The organism is Bradyrhizobium sp. MV1.5, from assembly GCF_055807615.1.
In genome coordinates, this window is record NZ_JBVVPL010000059.1 from 1 (window position 1) to 22,163 (window position 22,163).

Annotated in this window: 18 protein-coding genes; 3 read left to right on the top strand and 15 right to left on the bottom strand. The window is 64.5% G+C overall.

Translation table 11 applies throughout. The features are described 5' to 3' along the window. Window positions 1-190: 190 nt before the first annotated feature. From AC0L2J_RS31965 to AC0L2J_RS31985, 5 genes are all read right to left on the bottom strand, one after another. Window positions 191-598 (bottom strand): F0F1 ATP synthase subunit epsilon, encoded by a 408-nt coding sequence (locus AC0L2J_RS31965; protein WP_007604349.1) that lies wholly within the window; start codon window positions 596-598, stop codon window positions 191-193. Between the two features lie 86 nt (window positions 599-684). Further along, window positions 685-2,127 (bottom strand): F0F1 ATP synthase subunit beta, encoded by a 1,443-nt coding sequence (atpD, locus tag AC0L2J_RS31970; protein WP_007604346.1) that lies wholly within the window; start codon window positions 2,125-2,127, stop codon window positions 685-687. Between the two features lie 52 nt (window positions 2,128-2,179). Beyond that, complete coding sequence (locus AC0L2J_RS31975) at window positions 2,180-3,055, bottom strand: F0F1 ATP synthase subunit gamma (protein WP_027566413.1); 876 nt, start codon at window positions 3,053-3,055, stop codon at window positions 2,180-2,182. Window positions 3,056-3,208: 153 nt separating this feature from the next. Next, entirely contained in the window at window positions 3,209-4,738 is a 1,530-nt protein-coding gene (gene atpA, locus AC0L2J_RS31980; RefSeq protein ID WP_007604342.1) for a F0F1 ATP synthase subunit alpha, read from the bottom strand. Further along, window positions 4,738-5,298, bottom strand: a complete 561-nt coding sequence (locus AC0L2J_RS31985) for a F0F1 ATP synthase subunit delta (protein ID WP_007604340.1) — start codon at window positions 5,296-5,298, stop codon at window positions 4,738-4,740. Before AC0L2J_RS31985 ends, atpA begins: the two co-directional genes overlap by 1 nt. Before the next feature lie 646 nt (window positions 5,299-5,944). Here AC0L2J_RS31985 and AC0L2J_RS31990 point away from each other — a divergent pair. Then, the gene (locus tag AC0L2J_RS31990) at window positions 5,945-6,454 is read left to right on the top strand and encodes a septal ring lytic transglycosylase RlpA family protein (protein WP_007604338.1); all 510 of its coding nucleotides are present in this window, start codon (window positions 5,945-5,947) and stop codon (window positions 6,452-6,454) included. A 161-nt stretch (window positions 6,455-6,615) separates the two neighbouring features. Here AC0L2J_RS31990 and AC0L2J_RS31995 read toward each other — a convergent pair whose 3' ends face one another. After that, window positions 6,616-8,826, bottom strand: a complete 2,211-nt coding sequence (locus AC0L2J_RS31995; protein ID WP_473395648.1) for a primosomal protein N' — start codon at window positions 8,824-8,826, stop codon at window positions 6,616-6,618. A gap of 112 nt (window positions 8,827-8,938) precedes the next feature. Here AC0L2J_RS31995 and AC0L2J_RS32000 point away from each other — a divergent pair, with 112 nt between their 5' ends. Continuing rightward, entirely contained in the window at window positions 8,939-9,904 is a 966-nt protein-coding gene (locus tag AC0L2J_RS32000) for a tyrosine recombinase XerC (protein WP_473395649.1), read from the top strand. A 99-nt stretch (window positions 9,905-10,003) separates the two neighbouring features. After that, window positions 10,004-10,594 carry a DUF4337 domain-containing protein gene (locus AC0L2J_RS32005; protein ID WP_007604332.1) on the top strand — a complete coding sequence of 197 codons (591 nt, stop codon included), beginning with the start codon at window positions 10,004-10,006 and terminating at the stop codon, window positions 10,592-10,594. Between the two features lie 213 nt (window positions 10,595-10,807). Here AC0L2J_RS32005 and AC0L2J_RS32010 read toward each other — a convergent pair whose 3' ends face one another. The 9 genes from AC0L2J_RS32010 to mdh form a co-directional block, all read right to left on the bottom strand. Beyond that, window positions 10,808-11,338, bottom strand: a complete 531-nt coding sequence (locus tag AC0L2J_RS32010; RefSeq protein WP_063992360.1) for a hypothetical protein — start codon at window positions 11,336-11,338, stop codon at window positions 10,808-10,810. A 33-nt stretch (window positions 11,339-11,371) separates the two neighbouring features. Then, window positions 11,372-12,769 (bottom strand): dihydrolipoyl dehydrogenase, encoded by a 1,398-nt coding sequence (lpdA, locus tag AC0L2J_RS32015; RefSeq protein ID WP_473395650.1) that lies wholly within the window; start codon window positions 12,767-12,769, stop codon window positions 11,372-11,374. Between the two features lie 56 nt (window positions 12,770-12,825). Beyond that, window positions 12,826-13,587 carry an SDR family oxidoreductase gene (locus AC0L2J_RS32020; protein ID WP_473395651.1) on the bottom strand — a complete coding sequence of 254 codons (762 nt, stop codon included), beginning with the start codon at window positions 13,585-13,587 and terminating at the stop codon, window positions 12,826-12,828. Between the two features lie 52 nt (window positions 13,588-13,639). Beyond that, window positions 13,640-14,884, bottom strand: coding sequence for a 2-oxoglutarate dehydrogenase complex dihydrolipoyllysine-residue succinyltransferase (odhB, locus tag AC0L2J_RS32025; RefSeq protein ID WP_473395652.1), 1,245 nt, complete (start codon window positions 14,882-14,884; stop codon window positions 13,640-13,642). Window positions 14,885-15,048: 164 nt separating this feature from the next. Beyond that, window positions 15,049-18,018, bottom strand: coding sequence for a 2-oxoglutarate dehydrogenase E1 component (locus tag AC0L2J_RS32030; protein WP_063992358.1), 2,970 nt, complete (start codon window positions 18,016-18,018; stop codon window positions 15,049-15,051). 137 nt (window positions 18,019-18,155) lie between these two features. Then, window positions 18,156-19,040, bottom strand: coding sequence for a succinate--CoA ligase subunit alpha (gene sucD, locus AC0L2J_RS32035; RefSeq protein ID WP_007604325.1), 885 nt, complete (start codon window positions 19,038-19,040; stop codon window positions 18,156-18,158). 34 nt (window positions 19,041-19,074) lie between these two features. Further along, on the bottom strand, window positions 19,075-19,554 hold the full coding sequence (locus AC0L2J_RS32040) for a DUF1579 family protein (RefSeq protein ID WP_007604324.1): 480 nt from the start codon (window positions 19,552-19,554) through the stop codon (window positions 19,075-19,077). A 4-nt stretch (window positions 19,555-19,558) separates the two neighbouring features. Then, window positions 19,559-20,755: an ADP-forming succinate--CoA ligase subunit beta gene (gene sucC / locus AC0L2J_RS32045; protein WP_007604323.1), complete on the bottom strand. Its 1,197-nt coding sequence runs from the start codon at window positions 20,753-20,755 to the stop codon at window positions 19,559-19,561. Window positions 20,756-20,958: 203 nt separating this feature from the next. Continuing rightward, window positions 20,959-21,927, bottom strand: coding sequence for a malate dehydrogenase (gene mdh / locus AC0L2J_RS32050; RefSeq protein WP_007598869.1), 969 nt, complete (start codon window positions 21,925-21,927; stop codon window positions 20,959-20,961). Between the last annotated feature and the right edge of the window lie 236 nt (window positions 21,928-22,163).

The following is a 22,163-nucleotide window of genomic DNA, read 5'->3' on the forward strand; positions in this document are numbered from 1 at the left end:
GCGCTATCCGAGCACGCACAAAAAAATGCCCCACATCGAGCCTCACTCCCGCTCGGCCAATTAAGCAAAGCCCTCGCTTGCGGGAGAGGCCGGTGCGGTGCAGCAAAGTTTCAGCGCCCGCCACTTCCGTGACGAGCGCTGAACTTATTCGGGAATTTGCAGCCTGAGCCCCGGCGCGGTGCACCGGGGCTTAGTGCATAGCCGTGGTGTTGAGCTCGTGCTGGATGCTCTTGAAGTGGTCGAGCCGGGCGATGGCTTGATCGAACTCGTCGCCCTCATGCTCCTTCAATCCCTCTTCCATCTCCGAGACGGTCGCGGCGAACTGGGCGCGGTCGAGCTCGGCCAGCGAGGTCGCGACGTCGGCCAGCACGGTGAGGCCCTTGTCGGACACTTCGGCGATACCGCCGAGCACGATGATCTTCTCGTGCTTGCCGCCGGTGGTCACGGTGAGAATGCCGGGCCGGATCGCGGCCACGACCGGCGCATGTCCCGCCAGCACGCCGAAGTCACCTTCGACGCCGGGGATATCGACCTGGTCGACCTCGCCCGAGAAGGCGAGCTTTTCCGGCGAGACGAGATCGAAGTGGAAGGTGGCCATTTGAAACCTGCGAATAGTGAGTAGCGAATTGCGAATGGAGCGGGAGCAGCGCGACTATTCGCTACTCCCTGCTCGTCCTTCGCAGCTTAGGCCGCCTCGGCCGCCAGCTTCTTGCCCTTCTCGATCGCCTCTTCGATGGTGCCGACCATGTAGAAGGCGGCTTCCGGCAGGTGGTCATACTTGCCTTCGCAGAGGCCGCGGAAGCCCTTGATGGTGTCCGCGAGGTCGACGAACTTGCCGGGCGAGCCGGTGAAGATTTCGGCGACGTGGAACGGCTGCGACAGGAAGCGCTCGATCTTGCGGGCGCGGGCCACCGTCAGCTTGTCCTCTTCCGAAAGCTCGTCCATACCGAGAATGGCGATGATGTCCTGCAGCGACTTGTAGCGCTGCAGCACCTGCTGGACCTGACGCGCGGTGTCGTAGTGCTCCTGGCCGACGACGAGCGGCGAGAGCATGCGCGAGGTCGAGTCGAGCGGGTCCACCGCCGGATAGATGCCCTTTTCCGAGATCGCGCGGTTCAGCACCGTGGTGGCGTCCAAATGCGCGAACGAGGTCGCGGGCGCCGGGTCGGTCAAGTCGTCGGCCGGAACGTAAATGGCCTGCACCGAGGTGATCGAACCCTTTTGCGTGGTGGTGATGCGCTCCTGCAGCGCGCCCATGTCGGTGGCGAGCGTCGGCTGGTAACCCACGGCGCTCGGAATACGACCGAGCAGCGCCGACACTTCAGAACCGGCCTGGGTGAAGCGGAAGATGTTGTCGACGAAGAACAGCACGTCCTGGCCCTGGTCACGGAAGTGCTCGGCGACGGTCAGGCCGGTGAGGCCGACGCGGGCACGGGCGCCGGGCGGCTCGTTCATCTGGCCGAACACCAGCGCGCACTTCGACTTGACGCTCGGATCCGGATTGTGCGGATCCGCGTTGACCTTGGACTCGATGAACTCGTGATAGAGGTCGTTGCCTTCGCGGGTACGCTCGCCGACGCCGGCGAACACGGAATAACCACCGTGCGCCTTCGCGACGTTGTTGATCAGCTCCTGAATCAGCACGGTCTTGCCGACGCCGGCGCCGCCGAACAGGCCGATCTTGCCGCCCTTGGCGTAGGGCGCGAGCAAGTCGACGACCTTGATGCCGGTGACGAGAATTTCAGCTTCGGTCGACTGGTCGGTGTAGCTCGGCGCTTCCTGATGGATGGCGCGCTTGCCTTCGGACTGGATCGGGCCGGCTTCGTCGATCGGCTCGCCGATCACGTTCATGATGCGCCCGAGCGTGCCCGCACCCACCGGCACCGAGATCGGCTGACCGGTGTCGGTCACTTCCTGGCCGCGGACCAGACCTTCGGTCACGTCCATCGCGATCGTGCGCACCGTGGACTCACCGAGATGCTGCGCAACTTCCAGCACAAGGCGGATGTTGCCGTTCTTGGTTTCCAACGAATTCAGAATGGCCGGCAGATGGCCTTCGAACTGAACGTCGACGACGGCGCCCATGACCTGGGTGACACGACCGACCTGGGTAGCTGCTGTAGCCATGAAGCTCTCCTTCGAAATTCTTTACTTGAACGACCGTCGTTTGGTTCGTGCGTCAGACCGCCTCGGCGCCGGAGATGATCTCGATCAGCTCCTTGGTGATCTGGGCTTGACGGGTTCGGTTGTAGATCTGGGTTTGCTTGCGGATCATTTCGCCGGCGTTGCGGGTGGCGTTGTCCATCGAGCTCATCTGGGCGCCGTAGAACGAGGCGTTGTTTTCCAGCAGCGCGCGGAAGATCTGCACCGCGATATTCCGCGGCAACAGGCCGGAGAGGAGTTCGTCTTCCTCCGGCTCGTAGTCGTAGGACGTCGACGGCGCGTTCGCCGCCTTTTCTTCCACGGTCAGCGGAATGATCTGCTGCGCGGTCGGAACCTGGGCAATCACGGACTTGAACTGGGCGTAGAACAGCGTGCAGACGTCGAATTCGCCGTTGTCGAAGCGGGCCAGAACCTTCTTGGCGATGTCCTCGGCGTTGACGAAGCCGAGCTGACGAACGCCGCGCAGGTCGAGATGCTCGACGATCTGCTTGTCGTACAGGCGGCGGAGCTGCTCGTAGCCCTTGCGGCCGACGCAGAAGAATTTGACTTCCTTGCCCTGCGCCATCAGCGCCTGGGCGCGCTCGCGCGCGAGGCGAACGATCGAGGAGTTGAACGCGCCGGACAGGCCGCGCTCGCCGGTGCAGACCAGCAGCAGGTGAACCTGATCCTTGCCGGTGCCGGCCAGCAGCACCGGCGCGCCGGGCGAACCGGCGGCAGCGCTGGCGATGTTGGAGATCACCGCGCTCATCTTGTCGGCATAAGGCCGCGCCGCCTCGGCCGCCTGCTGGGCACGGCGCAATCTGGACGCCGCGACCATCTGCATGGCCTTGGTGATCTTCTGCGTCGCCTTGGTGGAGGCGATGCGGACGCGCATGTCTTTAAGTGACGCCATTCTTCGTTCACCCCGGCGGTTCGACCCTTTGGATCAAGCCGCTAGCCTATCCCAGTCGTCATGCCCGGGCGTGTCCCGGGCATCCACGTCTTCGTTTCCATGCAGTGAGGCACGGAAGGCCGGGACAAGAAGCCCGGCCTTGCGACCGTTCTCTTATGCGAAGCTCTTGGCGAAACCTTCGACCACCGACTTCAGCTTGGCGGCGGTGTCGTCGGAGAGATCGCGGCTGTCGCGGATCGCGTTGAGGATCTCGACATTCTTGCCGCGCAGCAGCGACAACAGACCGTCCTCGAACGCGCGCACCTTGTTGACCGGAAGCGGATCGAGATAGCCGTTGGTGCCGGCCCAGATCACGCAGACCTGCTCTTCCATCTTCAGCGGCGCGAACTGCGGCTGCTTCAGGAGCTCGGTGAGACGCGAGCCGCGATTGAGCAGGCGCTGGGTCGAGGCGTCGAGGTCGGAGCCGAACTGCGCGAACGCCGCCATTTCGCGGTACTGCGCGAGCTCGCCCTTGATCTTGCCGGCGACCTTCTTGGTGGCCTTGGTCTGCGCCGAGGAGCCGACGCGCGACACCGACAGACCGACGTTCACCGCGGGGCGGATGCCCTGGAAGAACAGGTCGGTTTCGAGGAAGATCTGGCCGTCGGTGATCGAGATGACGTTGGTCGGAATGTAGGCCGACACGTCGTTGGCCTGGGTTTCGATGACCGGCAGCGCCGTCAGCGAGCCCGAGCCCTGATCCTTGTTCAGCTTCGCCGCGCGCTCGAGCAGGCGGGAATGCAGATAAAACACGTCGCCCGGATAGGCTTCGCGGCCCGGCGGACGGCGCAGCAGCAGCGACATCTGGCGGTAGGCGACGGCCTGCTTGGACAAATCGTCATAGATGATGACGGCGTGCATGCCGTTGTCGCGGAAGTATTCGCCCATGGTGCAGCCGGTGAACGGCGCGATGTACTGCATCGGCGCCGGATCGGACGCGGTGGCGGCGACGATGATCGAATATTCGAGCGCGCCCTGCTCTTCCAGCACCTTGACGAACTGGGCAACGGTCGAGCGCTTCTGGCCGATCGCGACGTAGACGCAATACAGCTTGATGTTCTCGTCCGGCTGCGCGTTGAGCGGCTTCTGGTTGAGGATGGTGTCGAGCGCGATCGCGGTCTTGCCGGTCTGACGGTCGCCGATGATCAGCTCGCGCTGGCCGCGGCCGATCGGGATCAGGGCGTCGATCGCCTTGAGGCCGGTCGCCATCGGCTCGTTCACCGATTTGCGCGGAATGATGCCGGGCGCCTTGACGTCGACGCGCATGCGCTTGTCGGCCTGGATCGGGCCCTTGCCGTCGATGGGATTGCCGAGCGCGTCGACGACGCGGCCGAGCAGGCCCTTGCCGACCGGCGCGTCCACGATGGCGCGGGTACGCTTGACGGTCTGACCTTCCTTGATCTCGCGGTCGGCGCCGAAAATAACGATACCGACGTTGTCGGTTTCGAGGTTCAGCGCCATGCCGCGGGTGCCGTTCTCGAACTCGACCATTTCACCGGCCTGGACGTTATCCAGACCGTAGACGCGGGCGATACCGTCGCCGACGGACAGCACCTGTCCGACTTCGGAGACTTCAGCTTCCTGGCCGAAATTCTTGATCTGGTCCTTGAGGATCGCGGAAATTTCCGCGGCGCGGATGTCCATCAGCCTGCCTCTTTCATCGCGTGCTTGATCGAATTGAGTTTGGTGCGAAGCGAGCTATCGATCATCCGGCTGCCAAGCTTGACCACGAGGCCACCGATGATCGAGGGATCGACCTTCACGTTGAGCGCGACGTCCTTGCCGGTCACCGACTTCAGGGCAACCTTGAGGGCGTCGAGATTCTTGTCCGAGAGCGCCTCCGCCACGGTGACGTCGGCCGTCGCCTCACCCTTGAACCTGGCGACCAGGGCGCGATAGGCGCGGATGACGTCAGCCACCGCGAACAGGCGGCGGTTGGCGGTCAGCACTTTCAGGAAATTGGCGGAGATGCCGGCGATGCCCGCTTTGTCCAAAACAGCCGAGAGGGCTCTGGACTGGGCGTCGGCCGCGAACACAGGGCTGCGGACGAGGCGCTTCAGATCGGCGCTTTCGTTCAGCATGCCCTCGAATTTTTCGAGATCGGCCTTGACCTCGTCGACCACTTTCTGGTCGCGGGCCAGTTCAAACAAGGCCGTTGCATAACGGCCCGACACACCGGAAACGGACGTATCTTCTGCAGCCACAGACGTGCTCTTTTTGCTGTCAAACTCGCAAGGGAAAAACCGTCGCCACGAAGCGGCGCCTAGCGATCCAAGCCCTTGGAATTCAAGCGGGACTTCGATTTTCGACCCCGCACGGAAGTGCCGGGCTCGTTAAAATCGCGGCTTTGCTAACATAGCAGGCGCGCACGTGCAACATGACGCCAAATTAAAGGCATGACGTTCTGTCGCCAGTTCGTCGCAGTCCGCGACGACGCCACGACGGCCTGCCATGCCGCGGAATTGCCACAGCTCCTAAGCCCACCCCCGAGCCGACGCCGGCAATTGGTTCCTGCCTTCAGCGCATAGCGGCCATGAACACGGATCGCTGAGGCGTGATTCCGGGCGGGCGGACTTCACTCGCCGAATACTTTCCCAAATCTAAATGCGGGAAGCGATGACTTCGGTTTACAGTATTTACTAGTAATCTATAGGTTAACGAATCGTTAAATTCCAATATTACGGAATGTCGGCTGAATATCCCTGCCGGTAACAAGATATTACACGGCGACACAGAACTGATTTACTGCCCAATTCACGCCTCATTAGGAATCGAAACGCGGTCCCGCTCGCAAACTTACGGGGGCTCCACTTGCCACATATGTGGCAATACTAGCTTAGGGACCAATATATGCTTTGTTTGAAGACGCTGGGCTCTGTGACCCGGCCGCGTACGGCGATCGCCTTTGTTGCCGCAACTCTTCTCATCGGTGGAACTGCCACCGAAGCTTCCGCCAAATCCCGCCATCACCACCGGTATTCCCACCATCATCACCGCCACCACGCCCAGAACGATGCCAACACGACCTCCGACTGGCGTAACGCCAATGCGTCGATGACGCCGTCGCAGGGCACCGGACGTTCCTTCTCCGGCATGGCTTCCTTTTACGGGAACGAGTCCGGCAGCAGGACTGCCTCGGGCCAGCGCTTCAACCAGAACGCCATGACCGCGGCGCACCGCTCGCTGCCGTTCGGCACCAAGCTGCGGGTCACCCATGGCGGCTCGAGCGTCATCGTCACCATCAACGACCGTGGCCCGTTCGTTCGCGGCCGTGTCCTCGACCTCTCCACGGGCGCTGCCCGGGCCATCGGCCTCACCGGCGCCGGCGTCGGGCGCGTCACCGCGGAAGTCGTCTCCTAAGGGGCGCGACGCCTGAAACAAGCCCGCCGTCTTGGGGGACGGCGGGCTTCGTCATTCCGGGGCGCGCGTAGCGCGAGCCCGGAATCCATCGAACAGCAGGGTCGGTGGATGAATGGATTCAGGGTTCGCGACTTCGTCGCGCCCCGGAATGACAGTGGGGCCTACAAAAAGCTCTGCGGATCGACATCGACCTCGAGCTTTTGATTGCCCTTCGGCTTCGGGCACACGGCAAGCCAGTTGCGCAGATAATCCGACAGGTCGAACCCGCGCGCCGATTTCACCAGGATGCGGAAGCGGTAGCGGCCCTTGATGACCGCGAGCGGGGCTTCCGCCGGGCCCAGCACCACCACGCGCTCGTCGCGCGGCGCGAGCGCGACGAGGTGGCGGCCAAAGCCTTCGGCGCTCGGCCGGTCGCCGGCGGAAATGATCAGGCTCGCGAGCCGCCCGAATGGCGGATAGAGCGTGCGTTCGCGCAAATCGATCTCGCTGTCGTAGAACGCTTCACGGTCGCAGGCGATCAGCGCCTTCATCACGGGATGATCGGGCTGGTGGGTCTGGAGATAGCCGACGCCGCGGCCCTGCTCGCGCCCGGCGCGGCCGATCACCTGGTTGAGCAATTGCCAGGTGCGCTCGGAGGCGCGCGGATCGCCATTGGACAGGCCGAGATCCGCATCGACCACGCCGACCAGATTGAGCCGCGGAAAATTGTGGCCCTTGGCCACGAGCTGGGTGCCGATGATGACGTCGACGCGGCCCTCCGCGATGTCATTCAGCTCGGAGCGCATCGTCTCGATCGAGGTGATGAGATCGCTCGACAGCACCATGGTGCGCGCTTCCGGGAATAGCGCGGCCGCCTCTTCCTGCAAGCGCTCGACACCGGGCCCGACCGCGACCAGCGATTCCTCCGCCGCGCAATGCGGACAGGTTTGCGGGCGCGGCATCGAGAAGCCGCAATGGTGACAGACGAGGCGCTGACGGAAGCGGTGATCGACCAGCCAGGCATCGCAGATGGTGCAGGCGAAGCGATGGCCGCAGGCGCGGCACAGCGTCAGCGGCGCATAGCCGCGGCGATTGAGGAACAATAGCGCCTGCTCGCGCCGCTCGATCGCGGTCCTGATCTCGGAGGCCAGCCGCGGCGAGATGAAGCGGCCGCGCGCCGGCGGCTCGCGGCGCATGTCGATGGCCTCGATATGCGGCATGTGCTGGCCGCCGAAGCGCGACGGCAGCGCGATGCGCTGATAACGGTTCTTGCGTGCATTGACCTCGGATTCGACCGAGGGCGTCGCCGACGCCAGAACGATCGGAACCTTTGCGATATGGGCGCGCACCACCGCCATGTCGCGGGCGTGATAGTGCACGCCCTCGTCCTGCTTGTAGGCCTGGTCATGCTCTTCATCGACGACGATGAGGCCGAGATTGGCGTAGGGCAGAAACAGCGCCGAGCGCGCGCCGACCACGACCGGCGCGCTGCCCTCGGAGATCGCCGCCCAGTTGCGCGCGCGGGTGCGCGGCGTCAGCTCGGAATGCCATTCCAGAGGGCGCACGCCAAAACGCTGCGCGAAGCGATCGAGGAACTGGCCGGTGAGCGCGATCTCCGGCATCAGGATCAGCGACTGTTTTCCGCGGCGGATCGCCTCGGCCACCGCTTCGAAGTAAACCTCGGTCTTGCCCGAGCCGGTGACACCGTCGAGCAGCGCGACGTGAAAGCTGCCGTTGGCCGCGAGCGCGCGCATCGCATCGACCCCGGCGCGCTGGAGCGGCGAAAAATCCGGCCGGCTGAAATCCGGATCGGGTGCGGGCGGCGGCGGAGACGGCGGCATCGGCTCGACCGTGAGCGTACCTTCGTCGACGAGGCCGTCGATCACACCGGCCGAAACGCCGGCCTCCTTGGCCGCCTCGGACTTGCCGTGCAGCAGCCGGTCCGACAGCACCTCGATCAGGCGCTGCCGCGCCGGCGTCAGACGTTTTGGCGGATCGCCGACCAGGCGCACGCCGGCGCGCACCCGCTCGGGGCCGAGGTTCTCACCCATGCGCAGGCACATGCGAAGCACCATGCCGCGCGGGCTCAGCGTGTAATTGGCGACCCAGTCCACGACCGCACGCAGCTCGGGCTTCAACGGCGGGATGTCGAGCTTTTCGCTGACCTCCTTGAGGCGGTTGTGCAGGCGCGGATCGGGATTGGCGTTTTCGGCCCAGACCACGGCGAGCACCTCGCGCGGGCCGAGCGGCACGCCGATAATATCGCCCGCCTTCAGCTCCATCCCGCGCGGCACCTTGTAGGAATAGGTCTGGTCGAGCGCGACCGGCACCAGCACGTCGACCATGCGGGTCGCGTTGGCGGAGACGGCGTTGCTGCGCGACGTGTGATCCATAGAGGGGGAATCGGAACCCGGGGGCTTCAAGGCTAGCGCCCTAAGGCGGCCTTAGCGAACGATAAACGAGTGTGATGCGATATACTGAGTGGAATCACCACGTCCAGAGCGCATGAGCAAAGCGGCCGCCCCACAAATCGAGCTCGCCAGCGCCGATCCCGATATCGCGCAGGAGATGACGCGCTGGCTGTCGCATCTCGGCGCGGAGCGGCGGCTGTCGCCGAAGACGCTGGAAGCCTATGCCCGCGATTTGCGGCAGTGCCTGAATTTCCTCTGCGGCCATTGGGGCGAGCGGGTGACGCTGAAGCGTTTCGCCGCGCTGGAGGCCACCGACATCAGGGCCTTCATGGCGATGCGCCGCGCCGACGATATCGCCGGCCGCTCGCTGATGCGCGCGCTCGCGGGCCTGCGCTCGTTCGGCCGCTTCCTCGAGCGCGAAGGCAAGGGCAAGGTCGGGGCGCTCTCGGCGATCCGCGCACCGAAAGTCGCAAAGAGCCTGCCTAAGCCGCTGCCGATGGCGTCGGCCAAACGTCTTGCGGACGCCGACGAGCGCGCCGGCGAGGATCGCGAGACCTGGATTCTGGCGCGCGATGCCGCGGTGATGGCACTCCTCTACGGCTCGGGCCTGCGCATCTCCGAAGCGCTGGGGCTGACGCGCCGCGAGGTGCCGCGTCCGGGCGAAGGCGACGTGCTGATCGTGACAGGCAAAGGCAACAAGACCCGCATGGTGCCGGTGCTCCAGAACGTGCTCGCACTGGTGCAGGAATACGTTTCGATGTGCCCGTATCCGCTGCCGGCGGAGGGCCCGATCTTCGTCGGCGCGCGCGGCGGGCCGTTGAGCCCGCGCATCATCCAGCTCGCGATGGAGCGGCTGCGTGGCGCGCTCGGCCTGCCCGACAGCGCCACGCCGCACGCGCTCCGGCATTCCTTCGCCACGCATCTGTTGTCGCGCGGCGGCGATTTGCGCGCGATCCAGGAATTGCTCGGCCATGCCTCGCTCTCGACCACGCAGATCTATACCGGCATCGATGCCGAGCGGCTGCTGGAAGTCTATGCCAGCGCGCATCCGCGGCGGTGATGCTGACATGAAGCTGTCATAGCAAGCCTCTCGGCGCGCATGCCTCTTGCGCGGCGCCCGCGGTTCGGTCAATCGTGGGGAACCGAGCAGGAGGGATTTATGAGCGCACATGAAAGCATGGAGCACGCCGAGCACGCCGAACACGCGTCCGGCTCGAACAAGAAGATCGCGCTCCTGATTGCCGTTCTGGCGCTTTTCCTGGCGATCTCGGAGACGCTCGGCAAGGGCGCCCAGACCGAATCGATCAGCAAGAACGTCGAGGCTTCCAACCTCTGGGCGTTCTTCCAAGCCAAGAGTATCCGCCGCACCATGGTGCAGAGCATGGCGGACCAGGGCAAGCTCATCCTCGGCGCGGCGAGCGACGAGGCCAACAAGGTGGCCGTGCAGAAGCAGATCGAGGACTGGCAGAAGACCGCGCAGCGCTACCGCTCCGAGCCCGAGACCGGCGAAGGCACCGAGCAGCTAGCCGAAAAGGCCAAGCACGCCGAGCATGAGCGCGACGAGGCGACTGCGAAGTATCATCACTTCGAGCTGGCGTCCGCCGCCTTCCAGATCGGCATCGTTCTCGCCTCAGCCACCATCATCACCGGCATGATCGCACTCGCCTATGTCGCCGGCCTGCTGACGATCGCTGGGCTCATCATGACCGGGCTTGGTCTGTGGTTGCCGCATCTGCTGCATTTGCATTGAGACTCGTAGCCCGCATGAGCGCAGCGACATGCGGGGAGCCAAAATAAGGAATCCCGGATATCGCTTTGCTCATCCGGGCTACTCGACTGCATTGAGGGGACGAGGCGAGATTTGTAGCCCGCATGGAGCGCAGCGGAATGCGGGGCCGCGGGCAACAGTCCCGGATTGCGCTGCGCTCCATCCGGGCTACGGGACCTGAACAAGCGGCGACGATCAGCGCGCTTCGTGCACGCTCTTGCGAAAACGCTGGATCAGGCGGAGCGTGCGGGAGGACCAGCCTTCGCCGTTGCCCGCGATCAGCTCCCTGATGCGCCGCTTGACCGGATCGACCAGCTCGGCGGCCTTGGCACGCAGCTTCAGCATCAGATCATAAAGCCGCTCGAACCAGGCCATCTCCATCAGCTTGTCCCGCGTCACATCGAACACGAAGGCGGTGACGCCGACGCCGAGCAGCTTTGCGAACACGATGGTGAAGACCGCGCTGGTCCAATATTCGTGCGTGAGCAGCCACAGGCCGACCAGCTTGAGCGGAAACAGCGGGATGATGGGCACGGCGAACACGATCAGCGTCATCGCCGGCGACAACGCATCGACGCGGTCCGACAGCCATTGCTTGAACCGGGCGAGCGGGATGATTGCGACAACCCGCGCGACGATCGGTTCGAGATGGTCCCACAGCCAAGCTTCGATCAGGAAGATGATCGCAAGCAGGACCCAGAGCGGTTGAAGCAGGCGGCGTAGCATATGTTTCCCGCCCGATTCGGCGCTGGGCGCGACCTACATATGGATGGCCCGCTTCCCGACTGCAAGCGCGGCTTCCTTGACGGCCTCCGAGCGGGTCGGGTGCGCGTGGCAGGTGCGCGCGAGGTCCTCCGCGCTGCCGCCAAACTCCATGAGAACACAGGCTTCATGGATCATTTCGCCGGCTTCGCGGCCGATAATGTGCACGCCGAGCACACGATCGGTCTTCGCATCTGCGAGAATCTTCACAAAGCCGTCGGTGGTCTGGTTGACCTTGGAGCGGCCGTTGGCGGTAAAGGGAAACTTCCCGACGGTATAAGCCACGCCCGCCTGCTTCAGCTCCTCCTCGGTCTTGCCGACGGAGGATACTTCCGGTGTGGTATACACGACGCCTGGGATAACATCGTAGTTCACGTGGCCGGCTTGGCCTGCGATAATCTCGGCAACTGCGACGCCTTCATCCTCGGCCTTGTGCGCGAGCATCGGGCCCGCGACGACGTCGCCGATGGCATAGACGCCCTTCACGCTGGTGGCGAAGTGCGGATCGATTTGCACGCGGCCGCGATTGTCGAGCGCAACGCCGGCTTCCTTAAGGCCCAGCCCATCCGTGTACGGCACACGACCGATACAGACGAGAACGACGTCGGCTTCCAGCGTCTCGGCAGCGCCGCCGGCGGCAGGCTCGATCGTCGCCTTCAGCGTCTTGCCGGAGGTATCCACGCCCGTGACCTTGGCACCCAGCTTGAAGGCGAAGCCCTGCTTCTCCAGGATGCGCTGGAATTGCTTGGCGATCTCGCCGTCCATGCCGGGCAGGATGCGGTCGAGGAATTCGACGACGACGACGTCGGCGCCGAGACGGTGCCAGACCGATCCGAGCTCGAGGCCGATCACGCCGGCGCCGACGATCAGCAGCTTGCCGGGGACCTTGTCCAGCGACAGCGCGCCGGTCGACGACACGATGCGGGTCTCGTCGATCTCGATGCCCTTGAGACGCGCGATGTCCGAGCCGGTCGCGATCACGATGCTCTTGGTCTCGACGACCTGCGACTTGCCGTCGGCGGAGACTTCGACCTTGCCGGTGCCGAGTATCTTGCCGGCGCCCTTGAGCACGTCGATCTTGTTCTTCTTCATCAGGAACTCGACGCCCTTGACGTTACCGTCGATGCCCTGCTGCTTGAAATTCATCATCGCAGGCAGATCGAGCTTCGGCGCGGAGACGCTGACGCCCATCTTGGCGAAGGAATGCCCGGCTTCCTCGAACATTTCGGAGGCGTGCAGCAGCGCCTTGGACGGCATGCAGCCGACATTGAGGCAGGTGCCGCCGAGCGTTGCGTTCTTCTCCACCACGGCGACTTTCATGCCGAGCTGCGCTGCACGCACCGCGCAGACATAACCGCCCGGTCCGGTGCCGATGACGACGAGATCGTATGCCATGAGAGAAAGTCCCGTAAGTTTAGCGTTGAGGGATGTGCCAGCGTCCGCGCGGCGCGTCAGCGTCCGCCGGACACATCGAGAATGGCTGAAGTGACGTAGGAGGCATCGTCCGACATCAGCCAGACAATGGCATTGGCGACTTCATCGGCGGTACCGACGCGCTTCATCGGCACCATATGGGCCAGACGATGGGCGCGGTCGGGTTCGCCGCCGGCAGCGTGGATTTCGGTATCGATCAGGCCGGGGCGGATGCCCGCGACGCGAATGCCCTCGCCGGCAACCTCATAGCCGAGGCCGATGGTGAAGGAATCGATCGCGCCCTTGGACGCGGCATAGTCGACATAGGTGTTGGGCGCGCCGAGCTTGGCAGCAACGGACGACAGATTGACGATGACGCCGCCCTGGCCGCCGTGCCTGGTCGACATCCGCTTCACCGCTTCGCGCGCGCAGAGGATGGAGCCGGTGACGTTGACCGCCATCACGCGCTGGATGCGCTCGGCCGACATCTCGTCGACGCGCACGCCGCTGGTCCCGACAATGCCGCCATTGTTGACGAGCGCGCCGAGCGTGCCGAACGCGTCCGCGGCATTGAACAGCGCAAGGATGTCGCTTTCCTCGGCGACGTCGCATTTCACCGCGATGGCCTTGCCGTTGCTGGCCACGATCTCGGCGACCACCTCGTCGGCGGCCGTCTTGTTGCTGGCATAGCCGACGACGATTCGGAAGCCGCGCGCGGCCGCCGCAATCGCGGTCGCCCGCCCGATGCCGCGGCTGCCGCCGGTGATGACAACGACTTTATCCGTCACGCGCGCCTCCATGGTTCGACACGCGCCGTCGCGAAAGGCGACGGCGCTCGCAGAGCATCAGCGATCAGAGATCGAGCACCAGGCGCGCCGGATCTTCCAGGCTCTCCTTGACGCGAACCAGGAAGGTCACGGCTTCCTTGCCGTCGATGACGCGGTGATCGTAGGACAGCGCCAGATACATCATCGGGCGGACCTCGACCTTGCCGCCGACGACCATCGGCCGCTCCTGGATCTTGTGCATGCCGAGGATGCCGGACTGCGGCGCGTTCAGGATCGGGGTCGACATCAGCGAGCCGTAGATACCGCCATTGGTGATGGTGAAGGTGCCGCCCTGCATCTCGTCGATCTTGAGCTGGCCGTCGCGGGCGCGGCGACCGAAATCGGCGATGCCCTTTTCGATGTCGGCGATCGACTTGTTGTCGCAGTCGCGCACCACGGGCACGACGAGACCCTTGTCGGTGCCGACGGCGACGCCGATGTGATAGTAGTTCTTATAGATCAGATCGGTGCCGTCGATCTCGGCGTTGACGGCCGGGATGTCCTTCAGCCCCTGCACGACGGCCTTGGTGAAGAAGCCCATGAAGCCGAGCTTGCTGCCGTGCTTCTTCTCGAACGCATCCTTGTAGTGCGCACGCAGCGCCATGACGTTGGTCATGTCGACCTCGTTGAAGGTCGTGAGCATCGCGGCGGTGTTCTGCACGTCCTTGAGGCGGCGCGCGATGGTCTGGCGCAGCCGGGTCATCTTCACGCGCTCTTCGCGGGCGGCGTCATCGGCCGGCGAGGGTGCGCGGACCTGAACCGCTGCGGCCGGCTGGTTGACCGGGGTCGGCGCCGAGGCCGCACGCTCGATCGCGGCGAGCATGTCGCCCTTGGTGACACGGCCGTCCTTGCCGGAGCCGGGAACGGTCGAGGCGTCGATGCCGGTCTCGGCCGAGAGCTTTCGCACGGACGGAGCGAGCGGCGAGTCGGCCGGCGGCGCCTTCGCCGCGGCGGGGGCGGCGGCTGGGGCCGCCGCGGCGGGAGCCGGCGCGGGCGCGGCAGCCGGCTTGGCGGGCGTCTTTGCGACGCCGGCCGTGCCCTCGGTGATCTGCCCGAGCAGCGCACCGACCGCAACGGTCGTGCCGTCTGCGGCGATGATCTCGCTTAGCGTGCCCGCGGACGGCGCTGGGACTTCGATGGTGACCTTGTCGGTCTCGAGCTCCACCAAGGGCTCGTCGACGGCGACGGCATCGCCGGCCTTCTTGAACCAGCGGCCGATGGTGGCCTCGGTGACGGATTCGCCGAGGGTCGGCACACGAATTTCAGTCATGGTCTTTTCCTTAAGGAGATCGCCAATGCGGTCATGAATTTCACAGGTGTCATGCCCCGCGAAGGCGGGGCATCCAGTACTCCGCGGCGTTCGTGGTCATCACGGCCGTCACGGCTTACTCGATCGCCCGCCTTCGCGGGCGATGACAGCATCCTAAAAAACTTTCAGCTCAATGCTTCGTCCAGGAACGCCTTCAACTGCGCCTGATGCTTCGACATCAGACCCGTGGCGGTCGCGGCGGAGGCGGCGCGGCCGACATAGCGCGGACGCCGGCTCACACCGTTCACCTGGTTCAGCACCCATTCCAGATAGGGCTCGATGAAGTGCCAGGCCCCCATGTTGCGGGGCTCTTCCTGGCACCACACCACTTCGGCCTTCTTGAAGCGCGACAGCTCGGCCACCAGCGCCTTCAGCGGCACCGGATAGAGCTGCTCGACGCGCATCAGGTAGATGTCATCCATGCCGCGCTTCTCGCGCTCCTCGTAGAGGTCGTAATAGACCTTGCCCGAGCAGAGCACGATGCGGCGGATCTTCTCGTCGGGAACGAGCTTGACCGCTTCGCCCGGCAGCATCTGGGCGTCGTCATAGAGGATGCGGTGGAAGGTCGTTCCCTTCGCGAGCTCCTCGAGACGCGACACCGCCCGCTTGTGACGCAGCAGCGACTTCGGCGTCATCACGATCAGCGGCTTGCGGATCTCGCGATGGAGCTGCCTACGCAGCACGTGGAAGTAGTTCGCTGGCGTGGTCGGATAGACCACCTGCATGTTGTCTTCCGCGCACATCTGGAGATAACGCTCCAGACGCGCCGAGGAGTGCTCCGGTCCCTGGCCTTCATAGCCGTGCGGCAGAAGGCAGACGAGGCCGGACATGCGCAGCCATTTGCGCTCACCCGAGGAGATGAACTGGTCGAACACGACCTGCGCGCCGTTGGCGAAGTCGCCGAACTGCGCTTCCCACAGGGTCAACGTGTTCGGCTCGGCGAGCGAATAGCCGTATTCGAAGCCGAGCACGGCTTCTTCCGACAGCAGCGAGTTGATGACCTCGTAATGGCCCTGCTCGTGACCGAGATGGTTGAACGGCGTGTAGCGGCTCTCGTCTTCCTGGTCGATCAGGACCGAGTGGCGCTGCGAGAAGGTGCCGCGCTCCGAATCCTGTCCGGACAGGCGGACATGGTGGTTCTCGTTGAGCAGCGTGCAGAACGCCAGCGCCTCGCCGGTCGCCCAGTCGATACCCGTGCCGCCATCGATCGCCTTGGCGCGGTTTTCGAGGAAGCGCTGGATGGTGCGGTGGACGCGGAAGCCATCGGGCACCTTGGTGATCTTGCGACCGATGTCCTTCAGGGCGGCGATGTCGACGCCGGTGACGCCACGCCGCGCATCTTCTTCCTGATCCGCGATCTTGAAGCCGGCCCATTTACCGTCGAGCCAGTCGGCCTTGTTGGGCTTGTAGCCGGAGCCGGCTTCGAGCTCGGCATCGAGCCGCGCGCGCCAGTCGGCCTTGGCCTTCTCGACCTCGCCCTCGGTCAGCACGCCTTCGCTGATGAGGCGGCGGGCGTAGAGCTCGAGCGTCGACGGATGGGCCGCGATCTTCTTGTACATCACCGGCTGGGTGAAGGCCGGCTCGTCGCCCTCGTTATGGCCATGCCTGCGGTAGCAGAACATGTCGATGACGACGGGCTTGTGGAATTTCTGCCGGAACTCGGTCGCGACCTTGGCCGCGAACACGACGGCTTCCGGATCGTCGCCGTTGACGTGGAAGATCGGCGCGTCGATCATCTTCGCCACGTCGGACGGGTAAGGCGACGAACGGGAATAACGCGGATAGGTGGTGAAGCCGATCTGGTTGTTGACGATGAAGTGCACGGAGCCGCCGGTGCGGTAGCCCTTCAGGTCCGACAGGCCGAAACATTCCGCGACCACGCCCTGGCCGGCGAACGCGGCGTCGCCATGCATCAGCAGCGGCATCACCGAGATGCGCATATCCGGCGGATCGCCGTGCTGATCCTGCTTGGCGCGGACTTTTCCGAGCACCACGGGATCGACGATCTCGAGATGCGAGGGGTTGGCGGTCAGCGACAGATGGATGCGGTTGCCGTCGAACTCGCGATCCGAGGACGCGCCGAGATGATATTTGACGTCGCCCGAGCCTTCGACTGCATCAGGATTGGCCGAACCGCCCTTGAACTCGTGGAACAGCGCGCGATGCGGCTTGCCCATCACCTGGGTCAGCACGTTGAGCCGGCCGCGATGCGGCATGCCCAGCACGACCTCCTTCACGCCGAGATTGCCGCCGCGCTTGATGATCTGCTCAAGCGCGGGGATCAGTGACTCGGCGCCATCAAGGCCGAAGCGCTTGGTGCCGGTGAACTTGGTGTCGCAGAATTTCTCGAAGCCTTCGGCTTCAACCAGCTTCATCAGGATGGCGCGGCGGCCTTCGCGGGTGAAGGAGATTTCCTTGTCCGGCCCCTCGATCCGCTCCTGGATCCACGCCTTCTGCGCCGCGTTGGTGATGTGCATGAACTCGACGCCGAGCGTCTGGCAGTAGGTACGCTCGCAGATCGCGGTGATTTCGCGCAAGCTGGCGTATTCGAGACCGAGCACATGGTCGAGGAAGATCTTGCGGTCGAAATCGGCTTCGCTGAAGCCGTAGGTCCGCGGATCGAGCTCTTCGCGATTGCGCTGGGCTTCGATGCCGAGCGGATCGAGCTTGGCGTGGAAGTGGCCGCGCATGCGGTAGGACCGGATCAGCATCAGCGCGCGGACCGAGTCGCGCGTGGCCTGGAGCAGGTCGGCGGAGGAAAGGCCGCCGCCCTTGTCGCCGCCCTTGGCCTGCGCCTTGGCGGCGATCTTGGCACCGACCGTCTTCTCGACTTCCGCCCAATTGCCGTCGAGCGCGGAGGTCAGATCGTCCTGCGGGGTCAGCGGCCAGTTGGCGCGCTCCCAGGACGGGCCTTGGGCGTTCTTGCTGATGTCACCCGGCTGGTCGTTGAGGCTCTTGAAGAAGTCCTGCCACTCGGCATCCACCGAGGACGGGTCTTTCTCGTAGCGGGCGTAGATTTCGTCGATGTAGGTGGCGTTGGTGCCCTGCAAAAAGGAGGAGAGGGCAAAGGCTGCGTTCGCGTCTTGGCGAGACATACTTGAGTTCCTGGCGATTTCGGTTCGCGCATAACAAACGGCGCTGGCGCTGGGCTCCCCGGCAGAGGACCAGCGCGACAGGCACCATTTACCCTATTTGCTGCGAAACTTCGCCCGGAAAATTACGAAGGTGTGAATCAGGCTTTCAATTTTTCGGCAAGCGTGTGCCCGAGCCGAGCGGGAGATGGCGACACTGTAATTCCAGCCGATTTCATCGCGTCGGTCTTGGAACCGGCGTCCCCCTTGCCGCCCGAAATGATCGCGCCGGCGTGGCCCATGCGGCGGCCGGGAGGGGCCGTGACACCGGCAATGAAACCGACCATCGGCTTCTTGCGGCCGCGCTTGGCCTCGTCCTTGAGGAACTGGGCAGCGTCCTCCTCGGCGGAACCGCCGATCTCGCCGATCATGATGATCGATTCGGTCTTGGGGTCGCCGAGCAGCATTTCCAGCACGTCGATGAACTCGGTTCCCTTGACCGGGTCGCCACCGATGCCGACTGCCGTGGTCTGGCCGAGGCCTTCCTGGGTGGTCTGGAACACGGCTTCGTAGGTCAGGGTGCCCGAGCGCGAGACGATGCCGACGCTGCCGGTCTTGAAGATGTTGGCCGGCATGATGCCGATCTTGCACTCGCCGGCAGTCATGACGCCCGGGCAGTTCGGCCCGATCAGGCGCGACTTGGAGCCGGCCAGCGAACGCTTCACGCGGACCATGTCGATGACCGGGATACCTTCGGTGATGCAGACGATCAGCGGGATCTCGGCATCGATGGCTTCGCAGATCGCATCGGCCGCGCCCGGCGGCGGCACGTAGATCACCGACGCATCGGCGCCGGTCTTCTCACGCGCCTCGCGCACGGTGTCGAACACCGGCAGACCCAGATGCGTCGCGCCGCCTTTGCCGGGCGAGGTGCCGCCGACCATCTTGGTGCCATAGGCAATCGCGGCCTCAGAGTGGAAGGTGCCGTTCTTGCCGGTAAAGCCCTGGCAGATGACCTTGGTGTTCTTGTCGATCAGGATGGACATGAGGTCTGCTTTCGCGAAACTAACGAGTGAGAGGTCAGTGGATGCGGCGGTAGACGCCGGTGAGCACGTCGGCCCAGCCTTCCGCGTCCGGCGAGAACTGGATCTTCAACGAATAGGAATCGTCGTCGATGATTTCATAGACGTGGCGCGCATTGCCGCGGAGCGAGCCGCGCACCAGCGTCAGGGTCTTGCCGACCCACCCGCCGGAGGCGGGCGAGGGCGGCGTGTAGCCGAGCGAATCGTACCAGAACAATTTGTAGGTCCGGTCTTCGCGGTCGAAGGTGAAGATGCCGTGGGTGGCGAAGCTCTGCTTGCCGTCGCGGGTCTGGACCGAGTCTTGGATCAGATAGAAGCCATTGAGATCCATGTGGGCCACGACGCGAGAGGTCGCCGTCCCGCCCTCTGTCCAGCGCGACGGAAAGACCACCTCTTCGCCATTCCATTCACCGGCGAACGCGGCAAGACGCGCGTGCTCCGGCAGCGGGGATGATGCAGCGAGATGGTCCTGGGTCATGCCCTCAGCCTCCCTTGACGGCCTTCACGATCTTCTGCGCGGCGTCGTCGAGATTGTCGGCAGGCACCACGTTCAGGCCGGATTCACGGATGATCTTCTTGCCCAGCTCGACATTGGTGCCTTCGAGGCGAACCACCAGCGGCACGCTGAGGCCGACCTCGCGCACGGCGGCCGTGACGCCCTCGGCGATCACGTCGCACTTCATGATGCCACCGAAGATGTTGACCAGGATGCCCTTCACGTTCGGGTCGGCGGTGATGATCTTGAAGGCGGCCGCGACCTTTTCCTTGCTGGCGCTGCCGCCGACGTCGAGGAAGTTCGCCGGCGCCATGCCGTAGAGCTTGATGATGTCCATCGTCGCCATCGCGAGGCCGGCGCCGTTGACCATGCAGCCGATATTGCCGTCGAGGGTGACGTAGTTGAGGTCGTATTTCGACGCCTCGATTTCCTTGGCGTCTTCCTCGGTCTCGTCGCGCAACGCGAGCACCTCGGGATGACGGAACAGGGCGTTGTCGTCGAACGACACCTTGGCGTCGAGCACGCGGAGCTGGCCCTGCTTGGTCACGACCAGCGGGTTGATCTCCAGCATCGACATGTCCTTGGCGACGAACGCCGCATAGAGCTGCGCGGTGAGCTTCTCGGCCTGCTTGGCGAGATCGCCGGAGAGCTTCAGCGCGTTCGCGACGGTGCGGCCGTGATGGCCCATGATGCCGGTCGCGGGATCGATCGAGAAGGTCACGATCTTCTCAGGGCTGTTGTGCGCGACGTCCTCGATATTGACGCCGCCCTCGGTCGACACCACGAAGGAGACGCGAGAGGTCTCGCGATCGACCAGGATCGAGAGGTAGAATTCCTTGTCGATGTCGGAGCCGTCCTCGATGTAGAGGCGGTTGACCTGCTTGCCGGCGGGTCCGGTCTGGATGGTGACGAGCGTGGCGCCGAGCATCTGCTTGGCGAATTCGGAAACCTCCGCGGCCGACTTGGCGATGCGCACCCCGCCCTTGTCGCCGGCCGATGCTTCCTTGAACTTGCCCTTGCCGCGGCCGCCGGCGTGGATCTGGCTCTTCACGACCCAGACCGGGCCAGGGAGTGCCTTTGCCGCTGCGTCCGCATCAGCCGCCTTCAGGACCGGAACGCCCTTGGAGATCGCGACGCCGAACTCGTTCAGCAGCGCTTTGGCCTGATATTCATGGATATTCATATGGTCGCTCCCTGAACCCGCGGGCGGTGACCTCGTAGGCCCACCTCAGTCTTGTGGCTGGCATACCATATACCACAGGAACTGCAACCCGGATTCTCTGACATCGATCTCTGGACTGCCGATCCGAGCCCGCCTGAACAGCCGGGGCCCGGAAGTGAAACCGCCGAAGACCGGGTTTCGGTCTTCGGCGGGAATTGTTGGGTTTAGCGGCCCAGAAGATCCGGTGCGATCTTCTTGCAGGCGTCAACCAGACCCTGCACTGCGCCGACCGACTTGTCGAAGGCTTCGCGGTCCTTGCCGACGAGCTCGATCTCGACGACGCGCTCGACGCCCTTGGAGCCGATCACGACGGGCACGCCGACATACATGTCCTTCACGCCGTATTCGCCGTTCAGGTAGGCGGCCGAGGCCAGCACGCGCTTCTTGTCACGCAGATAGCTCTCGGCCATCGCGATCGCGGAAGCCGCCGGCGCATAGAAAGCCGAGCCGGTCTTGAGCAGGTTGACGATCTCGGCGCCGCCGTTGCGGGTACGGTCGACGATCTCGTCGAGGCGCGCCTGCGAGGTCCAGCCCATCTTGACGAGATCGGGCAGCGGGATGCCGGCGACGGTGGAGTATTTTACCAGCGGCACCATGGTGTCGCCATGGCCACCCAGCACGAAGGCGGTGACGTCTTCGACCGAAACGTTGAACTCGTCGGCCAGGAAGTAGCGGAAGCGCGACGAATCCAGCACGCCGGCCATACCGACGACCTTCTTGTGCGGCAGGCCGCTAGCCTTCTGCAGCGCCCAGACCATCGCGTCGAGCGGGTTGGTGATGCAGATGACGAACGCGTCGGGGGCGTATTTCTTGATGCCGGCGCCGACCTGTTCCATGACCTTGAGGTTGATCGAGAGGAGGTCGTCGCGGCTCATGCCGGGCTTGCGCGGCACGCCGGCGGTGACGATGCAGACCTTGGCGTTGTCGAGCGCCTCGTAGGAGTTGGCGCCGGTGTAGTGCGCGTCAAAGCCGTCGACCGGCGAGGACTGCGCGATGTCGAGCGCCTTGCCCTGCGGCACGCCCTCGGCGATGTCGAACATCACCACGTCGCCCAGCTCTTTCAGGCCGATGAGATGAGCCAGCGTTCCGCCGATCTGACCGGAGCCAATCAAAGCAATCTTGTCGCGCGCCATGTGAGCCTGTCCTTTAGACACGTAAGGAGGGGAAAACTGAGACGGGTGGTTATCCCTTTCGCCTCCCCCATTCAAGTCACGGGTTGCCCAATTGTCGGGCTTGCCGAAAATCCGGCCAGCATACCCGAGCCGTGGGGGGGGGGGGGGGGGCGGGGGGCGGGCCCGGCGCCCAAAAACCCACACGGGGGGGGTTTTAGGGGGGGGGGGGGGGGGGGGGGGCCCCGGGCGGGGGGGGG